Annotated in this window: 18 protein-coding genes; 11 read left to right on the forward strand and 7 right to left on the reverse strand. The window is 67.7% G+C overall.

What is annotated here, in order from left to right; genetic code table 11:
- The first annotated feature begins 103 nt into the window (after positions 1 to 103).
- Positions 104 to 1,042: a penicillin-insensitive murein endopeptidase gene (gene mepA / locus AC1DVA_RS00150; RefSeq protein WP_476804569.1), complete on the forward strand. Its 939-nt coding sequence runs from the start codon at positions 104 to 106 to the stop codon at positions 1,040 to 1,042.
- 110 nt (positions 1,043 to 1,152) lie between these two features.
- On the opposite strand, the gene AC1DVA_RS00155 is transcribed toward mepA, so the two are convergent.
- Complete coding sequence (locus AC1DVA_RS00155; protein WP_476804570.1) at positions 1,153 to 2,301, reverse strand: extensin-like domain-containing protein; 1,149 nt, start codon at positions 2,299 to 2,301, stop codon at positions 1,153 to 1,155.
- A gap of 599 nt (positions 2,302 to 2,900) precedes the next feature.
- Positions 2,901 to 3,200, reverse strand: a complete 300-nt coding sequence (locus AC1DVA_RS00160) for a hypothetical protein (RefSeq protein WP_476804571.1) — start codon at positions 3,198 to 3,200, stop codon at positions 2,901 to 2,903.
- Positions 3,201 to 3,394: 194 nt separating this feature from the next.
- Here AC1DVA_RS00160 and AC1DVA_RS00165 point away from each other — a divergent pair, with 194 nt between their 5' ends.
- The 3 genes from AC1DVA_RS00165 (at position 3,395) to AC1DVA_RS00175 (ending at position 5,982) form a co-directional block, all read left to right on the forward strand.
- Positions 3,395 to 4,393, forward strand: a complete 999-nt coding sequence (locus tag AC1DVA_RS00165) for a Tim44 domain-containing protein (RefSeq protein ID WP_476804572.1) — start codon at positions 3,395 to 3,397, stop codon at positions 4,391 to 4,393.
- Between the two features lie 162 nt (positions 4,394 to 4,555).
- Positions 4,556 to 5,362, forward strand: coding sequence for a 4-hydroxy-tetrahydrodipicolinate reductase (dapB, locus tag AC1DVA_RS00170; protein ID WP_476804765.1), 807 nt, complete (start codon positions 4,556 to 4,558; stop codon positions 5,360 to 5,362).
- 2 nt (positions 5,363 to 5,364) lie between these two features.
- Positions 5,365 to 5,982 (forward strand): alpha-ketoglutarate-dependent dioxygenase AlkB family protein, encoded by a 618-nt coding sequence (locus tag AC1DVA_RS00175; RefSeq protein WP_476804573.1) that lies wholly within the window; start codon positions 5,365 to 5,367, stop codon positions 5,980 to 5,982.
- Between the two features lie 2 nt (positions 5,983 to 5,984).
- Here the strand turns inward: AC1DVA_RS00175 and AC1DVA_RS00180 are convergent, their stop codons facing one another.
- The 3 genes from AC1DVA_RS00180 to AC1DVA_RS00190 all read right to left on the reverse strand — a co-directional run bounded on the left by AC1DVA_RS00180 (position 5,985) and on the right by AC1DVA_RS00190 (position 10,093).
- The gene (locus AC1DVA_RS00180) at positions 5,985 to 6,599 is read right to left on the reverse strand and encodes a trimeric intracellular cation channel family protein (RefSeq protein WP_265051937.1); all 615 of its coding nucleotides are present in this window, start codon (positions 6,597 to 6,599) and stop codon (positions 5,985 to 5,987) included.
- 4 nt (positions 6,600 to 6,603) lie between these two features.
- Positions 6,604 to 7,215, reverse strand: coding sequence for a nucleotide exchange factor GrpE (gene grpE, locus AC1DVA_RS00185; protein ID WP_476804766.1), 612 nt, complete (start codon positions 7,213 to 7,215; stop codon positions 6,604 to 6,606).
- A 109-nt stretch (positions 7,216 to 7,324) separates the two neighbouring features.
- Positions 7,325 to 10,093 carry a [protein-PII] uridylyltransferase gene (locus AC1DVA_RS00190; protein ID WP_476804767.1) on the reverse strand — a complete coding sequence of 923 codons (2,769 nt, stop codon included), beginning with the start codon at positions 10,091 to 10,093 and terminating at the stop codon, positions 7,325 to 7,327.
- Between the two features lie 306 nt (positions 10,094 to 10,399).
- Here AC1DVA_RS00190 and AC1DVA_RS00195 point away from each other — a divergent pair, with 306 nt between their 5' ends.
- The 4 genes from AC1DVA_RS00195 to AC1DVA_RS00210 all read left to right on the forward strand — a co-directional run bounded on the left by AC1DVA_RS00195 (position 10,400) and on the right by AC1DVA_RS00210 (position 13,613).
- On the forward strand, positions 10,400 to 11,365 hold the full coding sequence (locus AC1DVA_RS00195) for an aliphatic sulfonate ABC transporter substrate-binding protein (protein WP_476804574.1): 966 nt from the start codon (positions 10,400 to 10,402) through the stop codon (positions 11,363 to 11,365).
- A gap of 16 nt (positions 11,366 to 11,381) precedes the next feature.
- Positions 11,382 to 12,212 carry an ABC transporter permease gene (locus AC1DVA_RS00200; protein ID WP_476804575.1) on the forward strand — a complete coding sequence of 277 codons (831 nt, stop codon included), beginning with the start codon at positions 11,382 to 11,384 and terminating at the stop codon, positions 12,210 to 12,212.
- A 12-nt stretch (positions 12,213 to 12,224) separates the two neighbouring features.
- Complete coding sequence (locus AC1DVA_RS00205; protein WP_476804576.1) at positions 12,225 to 13,007, forward strand: ABC transporter ATP-binding protein; 783 nt, start codon at positions 12,225 to 12,227, stop codon at positions 13,005 to 13,007.
- A gap of 96 nt (positions 13,008 to 13,103) precedes the next feature.
- Positions 13,104 to 13,613, forward strand: coding sequence for an OsmC family protein (locus AC1DVA_RS00210; RefSeq protein WP_476804577.1), 510 nt, complete (start codon positions 13,104 to 13,106; stop codon positions 13,611 to 13,613).
- Here AC1DVA_RS00210 and AC1DVA_RS00215 read toward each other — a convergent pair whose 3' ends face one another.
- Entirely contained in the window at positions 13,614 to 14,798 is a 1,185-nt protein-coding gene (locus AC1DVA_RS00215) for a DNA recombination protein RmuC (RefSeq protein WP_476804578.1), read from the reverse strand. It abuts the gene before it with no gap.
- 113 nt (positions 14,799 to 14,911) lie between these two features.
- Between AC1DVA_RS00215 and def the strand changes: the two genes are divergently transcribed.
- From def to truA, 3 genes are all read left to right on the forward strand, one after another.
- On the forward strand, positions 14,912 to 15,451 hold the full coding sequence (gene def / locus AC1DVA_RS00220) for a peptide deformylase (protein ID WP_265051943.1): 540 nt from the start codon (positions 14,912 to 14,914) through the stop codon (positions 15,449 to 15,451).
- Between the two features lie 172 nt (positions 15,452 to 15,623).
- Positions 15,624 to 16,553, forward strand: a complete 930-nt coding sequence (gene fmt, locus AC1DVA_RS00225; RefSeq protein ID WP_476804579.1) for a methionyl-tRNA formyltransferase — start codon at positions 15,624 to 15,626, stop codon at positions 16,551 to 16,553.
- Between the two features lie 53 nt (positions 16,554 to 16,606).
- Positions 16,607 to 17,347 carry a tRNA pseudouridine(38-40) synthase TruA gene (gene truA, locus AC1DVA_RS00230; RefSeq protein WP_476804580.1) on the forward strand — a complete coding sequence of 247 codons (741 nt, stop codon included), beginning with the start codon at positions 16,607 to 16,609 and terminating at the stop codon, positions 17,345 to 17,347.
- Between the two features lie 7 nt (positions 17,348 to 17,354).
- Here the strand turns inward: truA and AC1DVA_RS00235 are convergent, their stop codons facing one another.
- Positions 17,355 to 17,939 (reverse strand): hypothetical protein, encoded by a 585-nt coding sequence (locus tag AC1DVA_RS00235; RefSeq protein ID WP_476804581.1) that lies wholly within the window; start codon positions 17,937 to 17,939, stop codon positions 17,355 to 17,357.
- Between the last annotated feature and the right edge of the window lie 62 nt (positions 17,940 to 18,001).

The following is an 18,001-nucleotide window of genomic DNA, read 5'->3' on the forward strand; positions in this document are numbered from 1 at the left end:
TGAGGGGCGCTCTGCGTCGCCTTTGCCAAGGCTGCAATTCGCCGCGGCGCTTGTCCAGTCATCGCGCTTGACCGCCATGAGGCACCGCAGCGATTCTGCTGCGATGCGCAGCATCTCGCGAATCGCCACCTTCCTCCTGCCGCTGGCCCTGCTCCCCGGGGCCGGCCACGCCCAATCGACGGCGGATCAGGAGGCGAAGACGCGGGCCGCCAACATCGCCGCCTGGCCCGACGCCGCCCGCTCGCTCTTCGGACAGAAGGCGGCGCCTGCCAGCATGCAGGCACGCGCCATCGGCTCCTATGCCCGCGGCTGCCTCGCCGGGGCCGAGGCGCTGCCGGTCGACGGGCCGAGCTGGCAGGTGATGCGGCTCAACCGCAACCGCAACTGGGGCCATCCGGCGCTGATCGATTATCTGGAGAAGCTCGCCCGTGACGTCCCGCGCATCAACGGCTGGCCGGGGCTGCTCGTCGGCGACATGTCGCAGCCGCGTGGCGGGCCGATGCTGACCGGCCATGCCTCCCACCAGATCGGGCTCGATGCCGACGTCTGGTTGACGCCGATGCCGAAGGGCCGGCTCGACCGCGAGCAGCGCGAGAACATGTCGGCGGTCAACATGGCCCGCGCCGACTGGCGCGATGTCGATCCGCGCAACTGGACGCCGGCCCATACCCGCCTGATCAGGGCGGTCGCGGCCGAGCCGCGCGTCGAGCGCATCTTCGTCAACCCTGCGCTGAAGGTGGCGCTCTGCCGCGAGGCGGGGGCCGACAAGAGCTGGCTCGACAAGGTCAGGCCGATCTGGGGCCACAACTATCACTTCCACATCCGTTTGGCCTGCCCGGCCGGCATGGCAAGCTGCCAGGGCCAGGAGCCGCCGAATTTCGGCGATGGCTGCGGGACGGAACTGAGCGGCTGGGTCGAGCGCCAGCATCAGGCGATCTTCAACCCACCCAAGCCGAAGCCGGGTCCGAAGCCGAAGCCCAAGCCGCCGATGTCGGTCGATGCCCTGCCGCCGGAATGCCGGCAGGTGCTCGTCTCCCCCTGACGGTGCGCCCCTGCCGTCATGCTCTGGCTTGACCCGAGCATCTCCTGAGGAAGAAGGCTCTGAAGCTCTTCGGGCGGAGATTCCCGGGTCAAGCCCGAGAATGACGCTCTTTACCGCCGCGGGGGGACGCGCGCCGAGCTGTAGGCGAAGGGGTCGCGCTGCGGGCTGATCGGCAGCGCCTCCTCGGAGCCCTGCTGATCGACGACGCCTGATCCGCCGCCATCCCCGAACACGGTCTCCTCCTCCGAGGGCTCGACCGCGCCGGGCAGGGCGAGAGGCCCGCGCGTGTCGCTCGGCAGAGGCTGCGGCTGGAATCCGGGGCGCCCTTGCCGCTGGCGCGCGTCATATTGCTCCAGGAAGCGCTGTTGCGCATCGAGGCTGTTGTCCTGGCCCCGCCCGTTGCTTGCGACCGGATAGCCTCCCTGCACGGCACCTGGCGGACGCAATCCGTCGCTCGGCTGGCGCAGCAGCGGCCCGCCGGCATAGGCGTTGGCGGCCGGCTCGCCGCGGCGTGGAGACATGGGCCCCGGCGCGTTCTGCGCCGAGGAGTAAGGCCGGGCCGGGTCCGGCGGCGGCAGGTTGTAGTTCGGCGTGTATTTGATGATCGGCTTGCAGATATGCCGCCCCTTCGAATGGCGGGCGAGGTCGATATGGAGGTGGTCGTAATGCATCGGATCGGCGCCGGGGCCGAGCACCGTGCCGAAATAGGTGCAGGCGCCGACGAAGATCTCGCGCAGGAAGTTCTGCTCTTCGGGCGAGCCGCGCCAGCCCTCCTTGACCGTGACGACGCGGTTGTCGTTCAGCCGGAAGGAGAACACGTCTACGGCGTTGCCATAGGCGTGCTCCGAGGTGCGCGTCGTATAGGTGCCGTTGTTCATGGCGCGGCAGGAATAGGAGCCGGACCGGATCTCTATCACCTGTGCGCCGAGGATGTTCATCGCTGCGGGCTGTACGACCTCGGCGAACCACTGGTCCGTCGTCGCGACGACTGGGCAGGCGAGCAGGGCCGGGCTCGTCAGGCTGACGCTGCCGTTCTGCAGGGCCGTGACCTTCAGCGGCTGCTGCATGCCGCAGATTCCGGGGCCGTCGATCGGCTTGCCGCGTAGGCTGACATAGCTTGAGAGCTGCACCTGGCCGGAGGCAAGGCACGTCGCTTCCGCCTGGTCGCGCCACGGCGCGCGCTGGGCTTTCTGGAATTTGCCGCAGCCGGCCAGCCCGGCGGCGCCGGCGAGGCCAAGTGCGATGAGGGCGAGTTTCACGCGTCGCATGACCATTCAAATGCGAAGCGTTTGGTGAATGGTTTCTCAACCGACTGCGCCCCGGCCGCCACAGCCGCATTAACTTTGCCGAGGTGGTGAACCGGGTCTTAATCCCGCCCGGATCGGCCTTAACCAGCTGCTGAAGCCGGGACGGTGAAGCGGTTGGAAGTCACTGCGAAGATCACGCGGCGAAGCCCTGCGGGAAACATGGCGCTGCCATGGCGAAGGCAGGTGGAAGTGGCGTCCGCGACCATTCGGCTGCAGAATTATCCCCAAGTCTAATCAATGCTTTAAGTAAGTTTTAAGGATGATGTAGCCTTCGCCGTGGCGCTGCCATGGTGCCGCCCCCTTGCGGCCTCCGTCAGTTCTGGTAGCTTCCGCGACAGGTCAATGACAGGAGGAGGGTGTGATGAGTGTCACGCTACGTCTCGACCGATGGATCATGGGTGCGGCCTTCGTGTTCATGATGGCGATCGTTCTGGGAGCGTTCTGACGAGGTCAGTCTCGAAGTCGCTAGGACCACAAGAGCCATGAGAAGCAACGCCGCCGGGAAATCCCGGCGGCGTTTTTGTTTGATGCAGCTAGGCGCACGCCGCGTTTCAGCTTTCGGGGCAGGGAGTTTCGGTGATCTGCCAGGACATCATGTTCACCACCCGTCCGCAGGTCGCCAGCCGGCGGCCCTGGTTCGTCCGGATGCAGGAATTCGATCCCTCTGCGATCTTGCGCCCGTCGTTCCAGCAGAAGCAGAGCGGCTCCGGTGCCTGGGCGAGGCGCGGCGGATCCAGCGCGACGGCAGGCTCCCCGGCTGCGGCCGCTTCCGTGACGAGCAGCAGGACGGCGAGGGCGAGCAGCCAGCTCAATACCCTGTGACGGTGAGGCCTCGGTCCGGATCCGATCATGGCTCTCTCCTGCCCCTGCGCATGGCGAGACGGCCTCGGGAGTTTACCACGCGGTCCCGATCACGACGAATAATTATGCACTGATTTGAAATAGTAAGAGATTTCAGAATGTTAGCCGGGGAGAGGCTTGCGTGCGCCGCGATCGCTCTCCATATTGGCGGGAAGAGAGCCCGTGGGGGGCTCCGGGAGGAACAATGTCACTGATTTCGCTTGCCCGTCGTGGACGTGCCGTCGCCCTGGTCACCGGGGCCCTGTTGCTCGTGCCGCTCGTTGCCGAGGCCCGTCCGGGCGGCGGCCGCAGCTCGGGCAGCCGCGGCAGTTTCACCAATAGCGCGCCGCCCTCGACCAGCACGACGCCGGGTGGCGCCCAGACTTTCCAGCGCTCCGCGCCGTCCTCGCCGGCTTCGCCGTCCATGGCTGGCCCCTCGGCTGCCGGCGCGGCTGCCGCGCAGGCGGCTCGCCCGTCCTTCGCCCGCAACATGATGATGGGCATCGGCGCCGGCCTGCTCGGCGCTGGCCTGTTCGGCATGCTGTCCGGCTCGGGCTTCTTCGGTGGCCTGGCTTCGCTCGCCGGCATGTTCGGCTTCCTGCTGCAGCTCGCGCTGATCGCAGGCATCGTGATGCTCGCCATTCGCTTCTTCCGCCGCCGCTCCGAGCCGCAGCTCGCCGGCGCCGGTGCGCCCTATGCCCGCCAGGGCTATGACGCGCCGCAGCCCAAGCCGGCCGCAGCCCGTATGGGTGGCTTCGGTGGTGGCGGTGCCGCCGCTGCTGCAACGCAGCCCCAGCCGATCGAACTCGCCGGCGAGGACTTCAACAGCTTCGAGCGCCTGCTCGGCGAGATCAACACCGCCTACTCGAACGAGGACGAGGCCGGCCTGCGCCAGCGCACGACGACCGAGATGTTCGGCTATTTCGACGAGGACCTGACGGAGAATGTCCGCCGCGGCGTCGTCGACCGGGTCACCGACGTCAAGCTGCTGCAGGGCGACCTGTCGCAGGCCTGGCGGGAGGGCGACAGCGACTACGCGACCGTTGCGATGCGGTTCAGCCTGATCAACGCGCTCTACGATCGCAAGAGCGGCAAGATCGTCGAGGGCAATGCGACGCAGACCCAGGAGGTCACGGAATACTGGACCTTCCTGCGCGAGCGTGGCGCCGCCTGGAAGCTCTCGGGCATCCAGCAGGCGGCCTGAGCGGCAGAATGACACGATCCAGAACGGCCGGGGCGACCCGGCCGTTTTGCTTTGTCCGGGTTTCGGGTGTTGCGCTGGCGGAAGCCGGCCTATTGCGATACTGGCCAAGTAACAGCTGCAGTGGTCGCAAAACGGTTTCGGAGCCCGCCTTCCATGAGTGACATGCGTCTCGTCGTCGTCGGTGCCGCCGGGCGCATGGGCCGGATGCTGATCCGTGCGATCGACCAGGCCGAGGGCTGCCGGCTTGCGGCTGCCGTCGAGCGGCCGGGTTCGGCCGTCATCGGCGAGGATGCCGGGGTGCTCGCCGGCCTGCCGTCGCGCGGCTTGAAGGTGACGGGTGATGCTGCAGCCGCCTTCGCCAAGGCCGATGGCGTTCTCGACTTCACCGCCCCGGCGGCGACGGTCGCCTTTGCCGATCTCGCGGCGGAAGCCGGCATTCTGCATGTCGTCGGCACGACCGGGCTGGAGCCGTCCCATCTGGCGAGACTGGCCGAGGCCGCTCAACGCACGCCGATCGTCCGTTCCGGCAATATGAGCCTCGGCGTCAATCTGCTGGCGGCACTGGTGCGCAAGGTCGCCGCGACGCTGGGCACCGATTGGGACATCGAGATCGTCGAGATGCACCACCGCATGAAGGTCGATGCGCCCTCCGGCACGGCGGTCCTGCTCGGCGAGGCGGCGGCCGAGGGCCGCGCGGTCGATCTGGCGCAGCACCGCGTCGCCGGCCGCGACGGCATCACCGGCGCGCGCGAATCCGGCACGATCGGTTTTGCCGCTCTGCGCGGCGGCACCGTGGTGGGAGACCACAAGGTGATCTTCGCCGGCGCCGGCGAGCGGCTGGAATTGGCCCATGTCGCCGAAGATCGCAGCCTCTTCGCGCAGGGCGCGGTCAAGGCCGCGCTCTGGGGCAGGGGGCGGGCGCCCGGCCTCTATTCCATGGCCGATGTGCTCGGCCTCGACACGCTCTGACGATGACCCGCGTCGCCGTCGCTCCGGGCGTGTTTCACTGGCCCGGCCGGCTCGCGCCGGTGGAGCAGGCTGCGTTGCTGGCGGAGCTGCGTGCGGTCGCGCGCAAGGCGCCATTCTTCCAGCCGCGCATGCCGAAGACGGGCAAGCCCTTCTCCGTCCGCATGACCAATTGCGGCACGCTCGGCTGGGTCTCCGACGAGCGAGGCTATCGCTACCAGCCGCTGCATCCCGAAACCGGCGAGCCCTGGCCGCTGATGCCCGCGCCGCTGCTCGATCTCTGGAACGAGCTCTCCGGCTATCCGCATCCGCCCGAGGCCTGCCTCGTCAATTTCTATGCGGGCGGCGCGAAGATGGGGCTGCATCAGGACCGTGACGAGCAGGAGTTCGATGCGCCCGTGCTGTCGGTCTCGCTCGGCGACGCCGCGATCTTCCGCATCGGCGGCACCGTGCGGGGCGGCAAGACGGCATCGCTCAAGCTCGCTTCCGGCGATGTACTGCTCTTCGGAGGCGAGGCGCGCCTGGCCTATCACGGCATCGACCGCATCCTCGCCGGCTCCTCGACGCTGTTGCCTGAGGGCGGTCGGATCAATCTGACGCTCAGGCGCGTGACGAAGCCGTAGGGCTACAGTTTTCCGGGCAGGCTCGGGAACGACCATCCCCAGAGCAGGGAGCCGGCTCGTAGCCCGAAAGTCGTTGCCACGCCGCCGAGCATGATGATGGCCGTCGGAAGGCCAAGCCCGACGAGTACGGCGGTCACTGCCGCCCCCGCCGTCGCCGCGGTGACGTAGAAGTCGCCGCCCCACAGCACCATCGGCCGGTCCCCGGCCAGGATATCGCGCAGGATGCCGCCGAAACTTGCGGTCATGGCTCCGAGCGCTACGGCGGAAAGGACGGGTGCGCCGGCTGAAAGGCCCTTGAACGTGCCGATGACGGCGAAGAGCGAGAGCCCGGCCGCGTCCGCCCAGATCAAGACCTTGCGGCCGCCCCAGCCTTCCAGCAGGCCGGGCCGGAAGTAAGCCGTGGTCCAGGCGCAAAGCGCGACCACGACGCAAACCGCGACATCGATGGGGTCGCTCACCCAGAACGCGCTGTTTCCGAGCAGAACATCCCGTAACGTGCCGCCGCCGACACCGGTGACCGTCGCAAGCAGGATGAAGCCGAACGGATCCATCCCTTTGCGGCCAGCGACGATCGCACCGGTCAGGGCGAAGATTGCGACGCCGGCGGCCTCGAACACGGCGTTAGTGTTTGGTGTCGTCGGCGGGCGGCTCCGCCGCCTTCGGCGCACCGGCCGAGACGCCGACCAGTGCCGGGCGCAGGACGCGCTCGCCGATCTTGTAGCCGACCTGCACGACCTTGGAGACCAGCCCCTTGGCGATCTCGGCGTCGGGCGCCTCGAACATCGCCTGATGCAGGTTCGGGTCGAACTTCTCGCCCTGCGGGTCGATCCGGCGCACGCCGTGGCGCTCCAGCGTCTTCAGGAGCTCGCGCTCCGTCAGCTCGACGCCTTCGTAGAGGGTCTTCACGGGGCCCTCGGCGCTGCTGCGGGCCGCTTCGGGCAGGCTTTCCAGCGCCCGGCGCAGATTGTCGGAGGAGCCGAGCATATCGCGCGCGAAGCTCGTCACCGCATAGGCCTTGGCATCGGCGATCTCACGCTCGGTACGCCGGCGCAGGTTCTCCATCTCGGCGAGCGTGCGCAGGACCTTGTCCTTGAACTCGTCGCGCTCGGCCTGGAGCTTGGCGATCAGGGCCTCGGGGCCTGCCTCGGTGGCCGCTGCCTGCTCGGGCGCGTCGGCCGCCGCATCGAGATTGGGGTCTTCCGTCGCAGGTTTCTGCGTCATCGTCTCTTCCAGTTCCTCATCATCTGGCTGGCTGGGGCCGCCCTTTTGGCCGGGCCTAAAGGCCGATCATGTCGGGGCACAGCCGCGTTCGTGCCGGATATCGGGCTTATGGCGTCTTAAATCAAGCGCGGGCTGGCACCTTGGGCTTTGCCGGGGCGGCCTTTTCGGCCTCCAGCTTGAACACTTCGAGCAGCGCCTTGCGGATCGTGAGCTGCCGCCCGGTCGAGACGATCTTCGCATGGGTCAGGTCGGTGACATAGAACACGTCGACGGCCTTTTCGCCGAAGGTCGCGATATGCGCCGAGGCGATGTTGAGGTTGAGCTTTCCGATCGCGGTGGTGAGGTCGTAGAGCAGGCCCGGCCGGTCGAGGCCCGAAACCTCCAGCACCGTGTGGCGCGCCGAGAGCACGTTGTCGATGATGACCTCGGGCTCAACCTGGAAGGTCTGGCCGCGCGGCGGCGGGGCGCGCCGCTGTGCCACCAGGTCGGCGATCTTGATCTCGCCCTTCAGCGCCCGCTCGATCGCAGCCGCGATCCGCTCGGCCCGGCGCAGTTCGTCGTCGTCGCGGTCGAAGGCGCGCGAGACCGAGATCGTGTCGAGCACGAGCCCGTCGCTCGTCGTGAATATCTGGGCATCGACGATGTTGCCGCCGGCCGCCGCGCAGGCGCCGGTGACGATGGCGAGCAGGCGTGGATGGTCGGGCGCCAGCACGGTGAGTTCGGTCACGCCGCGGAACTGGTCGGTCTCGACGATGGTCGCGGTGGTGCGCCCGGCGAGCTCCGCCTTGCGCAGGAAGCGGGCATGCTTCTCCTGCTGCTCGGGATCGACCTTGATCCAGTAGGCCGGGTAGTGGCGTGCCAGATAGGCCTCGCGCTCCTCCGCGCTCCAGTCGGCGAGGCGCTGGCGCAGCCCGTCCTGTTTCATGCTGACGCGCGCCTTGCGCTCGACGACGGAGTGGCCGCCGGCGAGCACGAGTTCGGTCTCGTAGTAGAGCGTGCGCAGCAGCTGGCCCTTCCAGCCGTTCCAGACGCCGGGCCCGACCGCCTTGATGTCGGCTACGGTCAGGATCAGCAGCAGCTTCAGCCGCTCCAGGGTCTGCACGGTCGCGGCGAAGCTCTCGATCGTCTTGGGGTCGCCGAGGTCCCGGCTCTGCGCCACCGTCGACATGTCGAGATGGTGCTCGACCAGCCAGGCCACGGTCTCGGTCTGTGCACTGGTCAAGCCGAAGCGCGGGCCGAGCTTGCGCGCGATGCGCGCGCCCGCCATCGAGTGGTCGTCCGGCCGCCCCTTGGCGATGTCGTGCAGGAACAGGGCGACATAGAGCGCGCGCCGGTTGGCGATGCTCGGCATGATCTCGTTGGCGAGGGGATGTTCCGCCTCGAGCACGCCGGCATCGATCTCGGCCAGAACGCCGATCGCCCGGATCAGATGCTCGTCCACCGTATAGTGGTGGTACATGTTGAACTGCATCATCGCCACGACCCGGCCGAAATCCGGGATGAAGCGGCCGAGCAGTCCCGACTCGTTCATGCGCCGGAGCACGACTTCCGGCGAGCGCCGGGCGGTGAGGATCTCGATGAAGATCCGGTTGGCCTCCGGCTCGTTGCGCAGGCCCGGCGTCACCAGCCTGAGCGACTGTGTCACGAGGCGGCTCGCATCCGGATGAATGGCGAGATCCTCGCGGCTGGCGATCTCGTAGAGGCGCAGCAGGTTGACCGGATCGCGCTCGAAGGCGCTGTCGTCCACGACGTTGAGGCGCTGGCTCGTCAGCTTGAAATCGCGATGGCCGAGCGAGCGCTCGCGCTTGCGCTTGGTGAAGCTGCCGAGCAGGCGCGAAAGCGTCGCGCGCGGCTTCTGCTGGCGGGCCTCCAGCGCGGCGCAGACGATGGCGGTGAGGTCGCCGACATCCTTGGCGATCAGGAAGTAGGATTTCATGAAGCGCTCGACCGGCGCTTGCCCGCTGCGGCCGGCATAGCCGATCGCGGCGGCGACCTGCCTCTGCAGGTCGAAGGAGAGCCGCTCCTCGGCCCGGCCGGTGATGAAATGCATCCAGCAGCGCACGCGCCAGAGGAACTCCTCCGAGCGCTGGAACATCTGCAGCTCTTCCTTGTCGAAGAGCCCGGCGGCGACCAGCTCGCGCACGTCATGGACGCGATAGGCATACTTTGCGATCCAGAACAGCGTGTTGAGGTCGCGCAGGCCGCCCTTGCCATCCTTGACGTTGGGTTCGACCAGATAGCGCGAGGTGCCGGCCCGCTGCACCCGCGTCTCGCGCTCGGCCAGCTTCGCCTCGGTGAAGGCGGCGGCGGTGCCCTCCACAACCTCGGCATCGAAGCGGCGCGTCATCTCGTCGAACAGCGCCCGGTCGCCGACGAGGAAGCGCGCTTCCAGCAGGGCGGTGCGGATCGTCATGTCGGCGCGGGCCTCGCGCACGCAATCGTCGATCGAGCGCACGGAATGGCCGGTCTTCAGCTTCAGGTCCCAGAGCGGGTAGAGCATGGACTCGACCACGCTCTCGCCCCAGGCCGTCTGCTTGTGCGGGAACAGGAAGAGCAGGTCGACGTCGGAGCCCGGCGCCAACGTGCCGCGGCCATAGCCACCGACCGCGACGACCGCGATCCGCTCCGATTGCGAGGGATTGTCGGCAGGGTAGAAATAGGAAGTCGCGGCCTTGTGCAGCCCGATGACGACGGCGTCCATCACCGCCGACAGCCGGTGCGCGCAGGCAAGCCCGCTGCGCGATCCAGCAAGGATCGCCTTCGCCGAAGCGGAGCCCTCGTCGAGCAGCTGTCGCAGAGCGCTGACCAGCATCTGGCGCTTCTCCGCCTTGTCCAGTCGTCGTGCGGCCTCGAACAGTCCCGCGACACCCGCCTCCGGATTATGCAGCATGTCGGCGAGGGGAAGTGCAGGGGAGATGGTGGAGGCTGTCACTTGGGCATTGTTCCGTCGGCTGCCGCCATTCTTAACATGCTGCGGGTGAAGGCCAGAGAGAGAAATTACACATAAAAATTATGGGAATTAACGGATTAACGGAGCACAATGTGTTGTTTGACAAACAGAACGATCGGACCTAAAAGGCGGATACGCGCCGATTTGAGCCACCAGCTTGCGGGCGCGAAACAAGTGCAGCTAAAGCGTGGGGCGAAGGGTGCTTAGCGCCCCGATCCCTCGCATCATCGCCAGAGGGACCGCCCGATGACCCATATCACCCGCCGTATCGCCATAGCCGCTTTCGCCGCCGCCGCAGCATTCGCCGCGCCGGCCTTCGCGCAGGCGCCGAAGGAAATCCGCATCGACTACGCCACCTACAATCCCGTCAGCCTCGTGCTGAAGGAGCGGGGCATCCTCGAGAAGGCGCTCGAGGCCGAAGGCATCAAGGTCCGCTGGGTTCTCTCCGCCGGCTCGAACAAGGCGCTCGAATTCCTCAACGCCGGCTCGATCGATTTCGGCTCGACCGCCGGCGCCGCCGCGCTGATCGGCAAGATCAACGGCAATCCGATCAAGTCGATCTATGTCTATTCGCGGCCGGAGTGGACGGCGCTCGTCACCGGCGCCAAGAGCGAGATCACCAAGGTCTCGGATCTCAAAGGCAAGCGCGTCGCCGTGACGCGCGGCACCGATCCACACATCTTCCTCGTCCGCGCGCTGGCCGACGCCAAGCTCACCGAGAAGGACGTCAAGCTCGTCCTGCTCCAGCATGCCGATGGCCGGCTTGCGCTGGAGCGTGGCGACGTCGACGCCTGGGCCGGGCTAGACCCGCTGATGGCGGCCGCCGAGGTCGAGAGCGGCGCGAAGCTGTTCTACCGCAAGGCGGAGGACAACACCTGGGGCATCCTCAATGTCCGCGAGGACTTCGCCAAGGAGAACCCGGCGCTGGTGCGCAAGGTGATCGCAGCCTACGAGGAAGCGCGCGCCTATGCCCGCGCCAACCCGGCCGAGCTGAAGAAGGTCCTGGTCGAGTACACCAAGCTCTCCGAGCCGGTGATCGAGCGCCAGCTGACCCGTACCGAGCTCACCCATTCCGCCATCGGCAAGGCGCAGATCGATAGCATCACCGCTGCCGGCATCGCGCTCACCGAGGCGGGCGTGCTGCCGGCCTCGACCGATGTGAAGGCGGCCGTGGATTCGATGATCGACCGCAGCTTCGTCGCGACCAACTGAGGGTTGTTGCGCGGCGATGAGCGTTCTGGAGGTCGAAGCCGCGACGGATGAGGCGGAACGGCGGTCTGCCGCGCCCCGCCGCGCCTACGGCCTCGCCATCGCAGGCTTCGGGCTGCCGGTCGTGCTCGCCATCCTGTGGGAATGGCTGGTTGCGGCGGGCATCGCGAACGGCCGGCTGATGCCGCCTCCCAGCGTCGTCGGCCGCACGCTCTGGAACCTCGCTGCATCGGGCGAGCTCCTGACCCATGCCGGCGCGACGCTCTGGCGGGTCGGGGCGGGCTTCGGCCTGGGGGCTCTCGCCGGGACGGTTCTCGGCGCGGTCACGGGCGCCTTGCCTGTCGCCCGCAGCCTGCTCGATCCGACCTTGCAGGCGCTGCGGGCGATCCCCTCGATCGCCTGGGTGCCGCTCTTCATCCTCTGGCTCGGCATCTTCGAGGCCTCCAAGGTCGTGCTGATCGCGGTCGGCGTCTTCTTCCCGGTCTATCTCGGCGTCGCCGCCGCGATCCAGGGCATCGATCGCAAGATCGTCGAGGTCGGCCGGGTCTTCCGGCTCTCGCGCCTCGCCATGGTCAGGCGCGTGCTGCTGCCAGCGATCATTCCGAGCTGGATCACGGCGCTGCGCTCCGGCCTCGGCCTCGGCTTCATGTTCGTCGTCGCGGCCGAGATCATGGGGGCGAGCGAGGGGCTGGGCTACCTGCTCGTGGACGGCCAGCAGCTCGGCCGCCCCGACACCATCATCGCAGCCATCATCAGTTTCGCCGTGCTCGGCAAGCTGGCGGACGGGCTGCTCGTCGCCATCACGCGGCCCTTCCTCGTTTGGCAGGATACGGCGCGCGACAAGCTCTGAAGGCTTTCACCCGTGCTGAGCTTCGACCAGCTTTCGAAAACCTATGCCGACGGCACCCGTGCCTTGTCCGCGATCACGCTCGATGTCGGGCGCGGCGAGATTCTCGCTTTGCTCGGCGGCTCCGGCTGCGGCAAGACGACCCTGCTCCGGCTCGTGGCCGGGCTCGACCGCCCCAGCGCCGGCGAAATCCGGCTCGACGGCGAGGTCATCGCCGAGCCGCGCGCCGACGTCGGCGTCATCTTCCAGGAGCCGCGGCTCTTCCCGTGGCTCAGCGTCTCCGAGAATGTCGGCTTCGGCCTGTCGCATCTCTCCGCCTTCGAGCGGGAGGGGCTGGTGACCAATGCGCTGGTCCGCGTCGGCCTCGCCGGCTACGAGAAGCGCTGGCCGCGCGAACTCTCCGGCGGCCAGCAGCAGCGCGTCGCCATCGCGCGCGCCCTCGTCACCCGGCCGAAGCTCCTGCTGATGGACGAGCCCTTCTCGGCGCTCGACGCCACGACGCGGGCGAGCCTGCACGGCCATCTGCTGGCGCTCTGGCAGGAAAGCCGGCCGACCGTCGTCATGGTCACCCATGATGTCGAGGAGGCCGTGACGCTCGCCGACCGCATCGTGGTGATGCAGCCCAAGCCCGGCCGCATCTTCGACGAGCTCGACAACCCGCTCGTCCGCCCGCGCGACCGGCTCTCGCCAGCGTTCGAGGCGGCGAAGCGCGAGGCGCTGCGCACGCTCGACCGCTCGCTGCGTAACGAGGTCCCGCATCAGGAAAGGACGGCGGAGACGGCCGGCATGTGGTGGTAGCCGGTCCGGATCGCATCAGCCGGACTGGCACCCAGGTCGTCTTGAGCCTATCAGCGCCTTAACGCGATCTTCCGCTCGAACAAGAGGTTCAGCCCCATGGACGTCACCGCACTGCGTGCCCTGCAGGCTCCGCTCAAGGACGAGTACCGGACCAATCCCGAGGCCGCCATCATCACGCTGAAGGCGCATGGCGAGCTCGACGACCAGCACATCGCCTGCAAGGTCGAGACCGGCCGTGCCATCGCGCTCGCCGGCCTTCATCCTGCGACGGGCGGCTCGGGCGCCGAGCTTTGCTCCGGCGACATGCTGCTGGAGGCGCTGGTCGCCTGCGCCGGCGTGACGCTGAAGGCGGTCGCGACCGCGCTGGAGATCGAGCTGAAGAAGGGCGTCGTGCGCGCCGAGGGCGATCTCGACTTCCGCGGCACGCTTGGCGTCGCCAAGGATGCGGCCGTCGGCTTCAAGGCGATCCGGCTCTCCTTCGATGTCGAGACCGATGCGCCACAGGAGAAGCTCGACACGCTGCTGAAGCTCACCGAGCGCTACTGCGTCGTCTTCCAGACCCTGAACGTGAAGCCGGAGCTTTCCGCAGTGCTCAGCCGCGGCTGATCACTCCGCCGCGGCCTTCAGCTCCAGCCCCTTGGTGAAGGGCAGCTTCGGTTCGCTCTTCTCGTCGTCGAAGTCGAGCGCGCCGATCCTCTCGGCGCGGGTCGTGACCTTGCCGGCCGAGGTCTTGATCTGGCCGACATCCTCCTGCGCCTGGCGGAAATGCGTGTCGAGCTTGTCGACGCGCTCGCCTAGCCGTCGCACATCGTCGAGCAGCTTGCCGACCTCGGTCTGGATGACCTGCGCCTCCTCGCGCATGCGCGCATCGCGCACCAGCGACTGCATGAGCTGGATCGCCAGCGCCAGCAGCGAGGGCGAGACGATCATGATCCGCGCCCGGTGCGCCCGCTGCACGACATCGTCGAAATACTCGTGCAGATCGGCATAGATCGACTCGGACGGCACGAAGAGCAGCGCGACATCCTGCGTCTCGCCGGGCAGGAAATAGCGTTCGGCGATGTCCTTCACATGCACGCCGACATCGCTTCGCACGCGTTGGCCGGCGGCCTTCTTCGCATCCTCGCCGCGCGCCTCGCGCAATTGCGTGAAGCTCTCCAGCGGGAATTTCGCGTCAATGACCAGCCCACGCCCGTCTCCGGGCAGCGTCACCAAGCAGTCCGGCCGCTTGCCGTTCGAGAGCTGCGGCTGGAAGGCGAAGAAGGCGGCGGGCAGTCCGTCGCGGATGATCGCCTCCATCCGCCCCTGGCCATAAGCGCCGCGCGCCTGCTTGTTGGAGAGTACGTCCTTCAGCGTCACGACCTCGGAGGTGAGGTCGGTCAGGTTCTTCTGGGCGCTGTCGATAACCGCCAGCCGCTCCTGCAGCTTGCCGAGGCTCTCGGTGGTCTGTCGGACATTCTGCTCTAGGCCCTGGCCGACCTTGTGGCTCAGCCCGTCCATACGATCGGCGACGAGCCGCGCGAGATCGCCCTGCCGGGTCGAGAGGATCTCGGCCATGGACTGCATGCGGCCGGCGAGCTCGGCCTGCTGCCGGTTCATCTCGGCGACCTTGTCGTCCATCTCTCGGGCGCGCTCCGCCGCCATGGCCGCTTCGATCGCGCGGCTTTGGCCGCCACGCCAGGCGGACAGCACCACCATCAGCAGAAGCATGAGGCTCAGGCCGGCGAAGCCGAGCGCCGCTTCGGCCCAGGTCACCGGGCGTTCGAGCAGGGTGAAGGCGATCTCATTCATGACGCGAGCCTAGCCGATTCGAGGCGGTATTGCGAACGAAAGCGGAACAGTTTGACCGCTTGCCCACAAATGCTTATGTCCCGCCTTGTTCAGCCTTTTTCCTGCGGAATCCCATGGCCATTCGCCCGCTCGTCATCCTGCCCGACGCCCAGCTCCGTCTCGTCTCGAAGCCGGTCGCAGCCGTCACGCCCGATATCCGGGCGCTGGTCGAGGATATGTTCGAGACCATGTACGACGCGCCTGGCATCGGGCTTGCGGCGATCCAGATCGGCGAGCCGCTGCGCATCGTGACGATCGACCTGGCGAAGCGCGAGCCGAAGGAAGGCGAGGAGCCGGAGCCGAAGAAGCCGCAGGTCTTCATCAATCCGGAGGTCACCTGGTCCTCGGACGAGTTCAATGCCTATGAGGAAGGGTGCCTCTCGATCCCCGAATATTACGAGGAGGTCGAGCGCCCGGCGCAGGTGAAGGTCCGCTTCATGGATCTCGACGGCAAGGTGCAGGAGATCAAGGCCGACGGGCTGCTCGCCACCTGCCTGCAGCACGAGATCGACCATCTCAACGGCGTGCTGTTCATCGACCATCTCTCGCGGCTGAAGCGCGAGCGCGTGACCAAGAAATTCGCCAAGGCCGCCAAGCGCGAGCGGGCGGCGTAACGAGCAGTCGTCACCCGAGCCCTCATCCTAAGGAGCCGCGGCACGCGGCGTCTCAAAGGATGCTTCGGGAGGCGGCTGGATCATCCTTCGAGACGCGCCTCGCGGCGCTCCTCAGGATGAGGGCTGTTCTATTCTTTCCGGCGCTGCGCCGGGGCTGAGGTAAATCGAGCGTATGAGTTTGCGCGTCATTTTCATGGGCACGCCGGATTTCGCCGTGCCGGTCCTGACCGAGATCGTCGGCCAGGGGCACGAGGTCGTCTCCTGCTACACCCGCGCTCCCGCGCAAGCGGGCAGGGGCCTCGAACTCAAGCCTTCCCCGGTTCATAGGGCGGCCGAACGCTTCGGCATCCCGGTCTTCACGCCTGCGACGCTGAAGACGCCGGAACAGGCCGAGATCATCGCCTCGCATCAGGCCGATGTCGCCGTCGTCGTCGCCTACGGCATGATCCTGCCCCAGGCGATCCTGGACCTGCCCGAGCTCGGCTGCCTCAACCTGCATGCATCGCTGCTGCCGCGCTGGCGCGGCGCGGCGCCGCTGCAGCGCGCGATCATGGCCGGCGATGCCGAGACCGGCGTCTGCGTGATGAAGATGGAGGCGGGGCTCGATACCGGTCCGGTCGGCATGGTCGAAACGCTGACGATCGGGCCGGATCTCACGGCTGGTGAATTGCACGACCAGCTCAGCATCCTCGGTGCCGACCTGATGGTGCGGGCGCTCGCCGCGCTTGGGCGCGGCGGCCTGCAGTTCACGCCGCAGCCGGAGGAGGGCGTCACCTACGCCGCCAAGATCACCAATGCCGAGGCCAAGCTGAGCTGGGCGCAGCCGGCGCAGCAGGTGCACGACCGGGTTCGCGGGCTCTCGCCATTCCCCGGCGCTTTCGCCGAGATCGATCTCGGCAAGGGGCCGGAGCGGCTGAGGATCCTGCGGACGGCGCGCGCCGGCGGAGCGGCCGAGCCCGGCACGCTGCTCGACGACGAGGGCACGGTCGCCTGCGCCGTCGGCGCGGTGAAGCTGCTGCAGGTCCAGCGCGCGGGCAAGGCGCCGATGAGCGGGGCCGAGTTCCTGCGCGGCGCCCGGCTCGGAGCCGGCGACAAGCTTTAGCGGAGCAGGCCATTGTCCGAAAACTGCTTCGCATCGTTCGGTGGCCGGCTCTGATGCCGCGCTACAAGCTCGTCATCGAATATGACGGCACGCCGTTCTCGGGCTGGCAGCGTCAGGTCAACGGCCCCTCCGTGCAGCAAAGCGTCGAGGAGGCAATCGAGGCCTTCTGCGGCCACCCCGTGCGCCTGCACTGCGCCGGCCGCACCGATGCCGGCGTTCACGCCACCCATCAGGTTGCCCATGTCGATCTCGACAGGGAATGGCGCACCGATGTGGTGCGCGACGCTACCAATGCCCGGCTGAAATCCCGCGTCCCGGTCGGCGTGCTGAGCGCCGAGGCGGTGTCCGACGATTTCAACGCCCGGATATCGGCCAAGCGCCGCTATTACATCTACCGCATCCTCGATCGGCGTGCGCCGCCGGCGCTCGACCGCGACCGCGTCTGGCATGTGCCGGTCAGGCTGGATCACGAGGCGATGGACCGGGCCGCCAAGGCGCTGCTGGGCCACCACGACTTCACGACATTTCGCGCCGCCGAATGCCAGGCCAACAGCCCGATGCGCACGCTCGACCGGCTCGATGTCCGGCGCGAGGGCTCCGAGATCGTGGTCTACACCGATGCCCGCTCTTACCTGCATCATCAGGTGCGCTCGATCGTCGGCAGCCTGAAGATGGTCGGAGCTGGCCGCTGGCCCGAGGCGAAGATGGGTCAGATCCTCGCTGCGCGCGAGCGTGCGCAATGCGCGGCCCTGGCGCCGTCCTGCGGACTTTATCTGGCGGGTGTCGACTACTGAGACGGCCTCAGAACAGGCCGAAAAGCCGGATCACGCCGTAATCCAGGACGACGCTGGCAGCGACCAGCGGCAGCGCGATGGCGCGGCCTTCCGGCGCGAAGGCGGCCCGCGCCACGCAGTAGCGCAACCTCAGCACGATCGCGGCGAAGAAGCCGGATTGCACCAATGCGAGCTGGGGCGTCGACCAACCGAGCGCGAGCACGGCGGCCGGTACCGCCATCAGGCTGGCCGAAACGATGCCGGCCCAGTTCCAGGCGATGACGAAGCTGGTGAAGCGCGGAGCCTGCGCGAGTTCCGGGCGCAGCGCGATCAGGAGTGCCGGTACGGCAAGGATGGCAAGGCACAGCGCGGCGATCACCGACAGCGCGAGAACGGGGGCGGTGAAAAGCCCGGCGCTGTTAGGCAGTCCCGCCATCAGGCGCGCGGCGGCGAGGATCGCGATCGTCGCGGGCAGCATCAGCGCGAAGGCGAGGAAGGAGCGCCAGAATCCATCCCGGCTGAGATCGAGCTCCGAGAGTGCCTCGGCGCCCCGGGTCATCAGATGCCAGGAACCGCGCAGCGAACGCGCGATGTCGTCGGCGGCCAGCCTCATCACGGCCTCCATCATCTCTCTTAGACTTTCGTCTAACGGGGATAATGGACCTCGGTTCCCAG

The organism is Allobosea sp. P4_C6, from assembly GCF_056402015.1.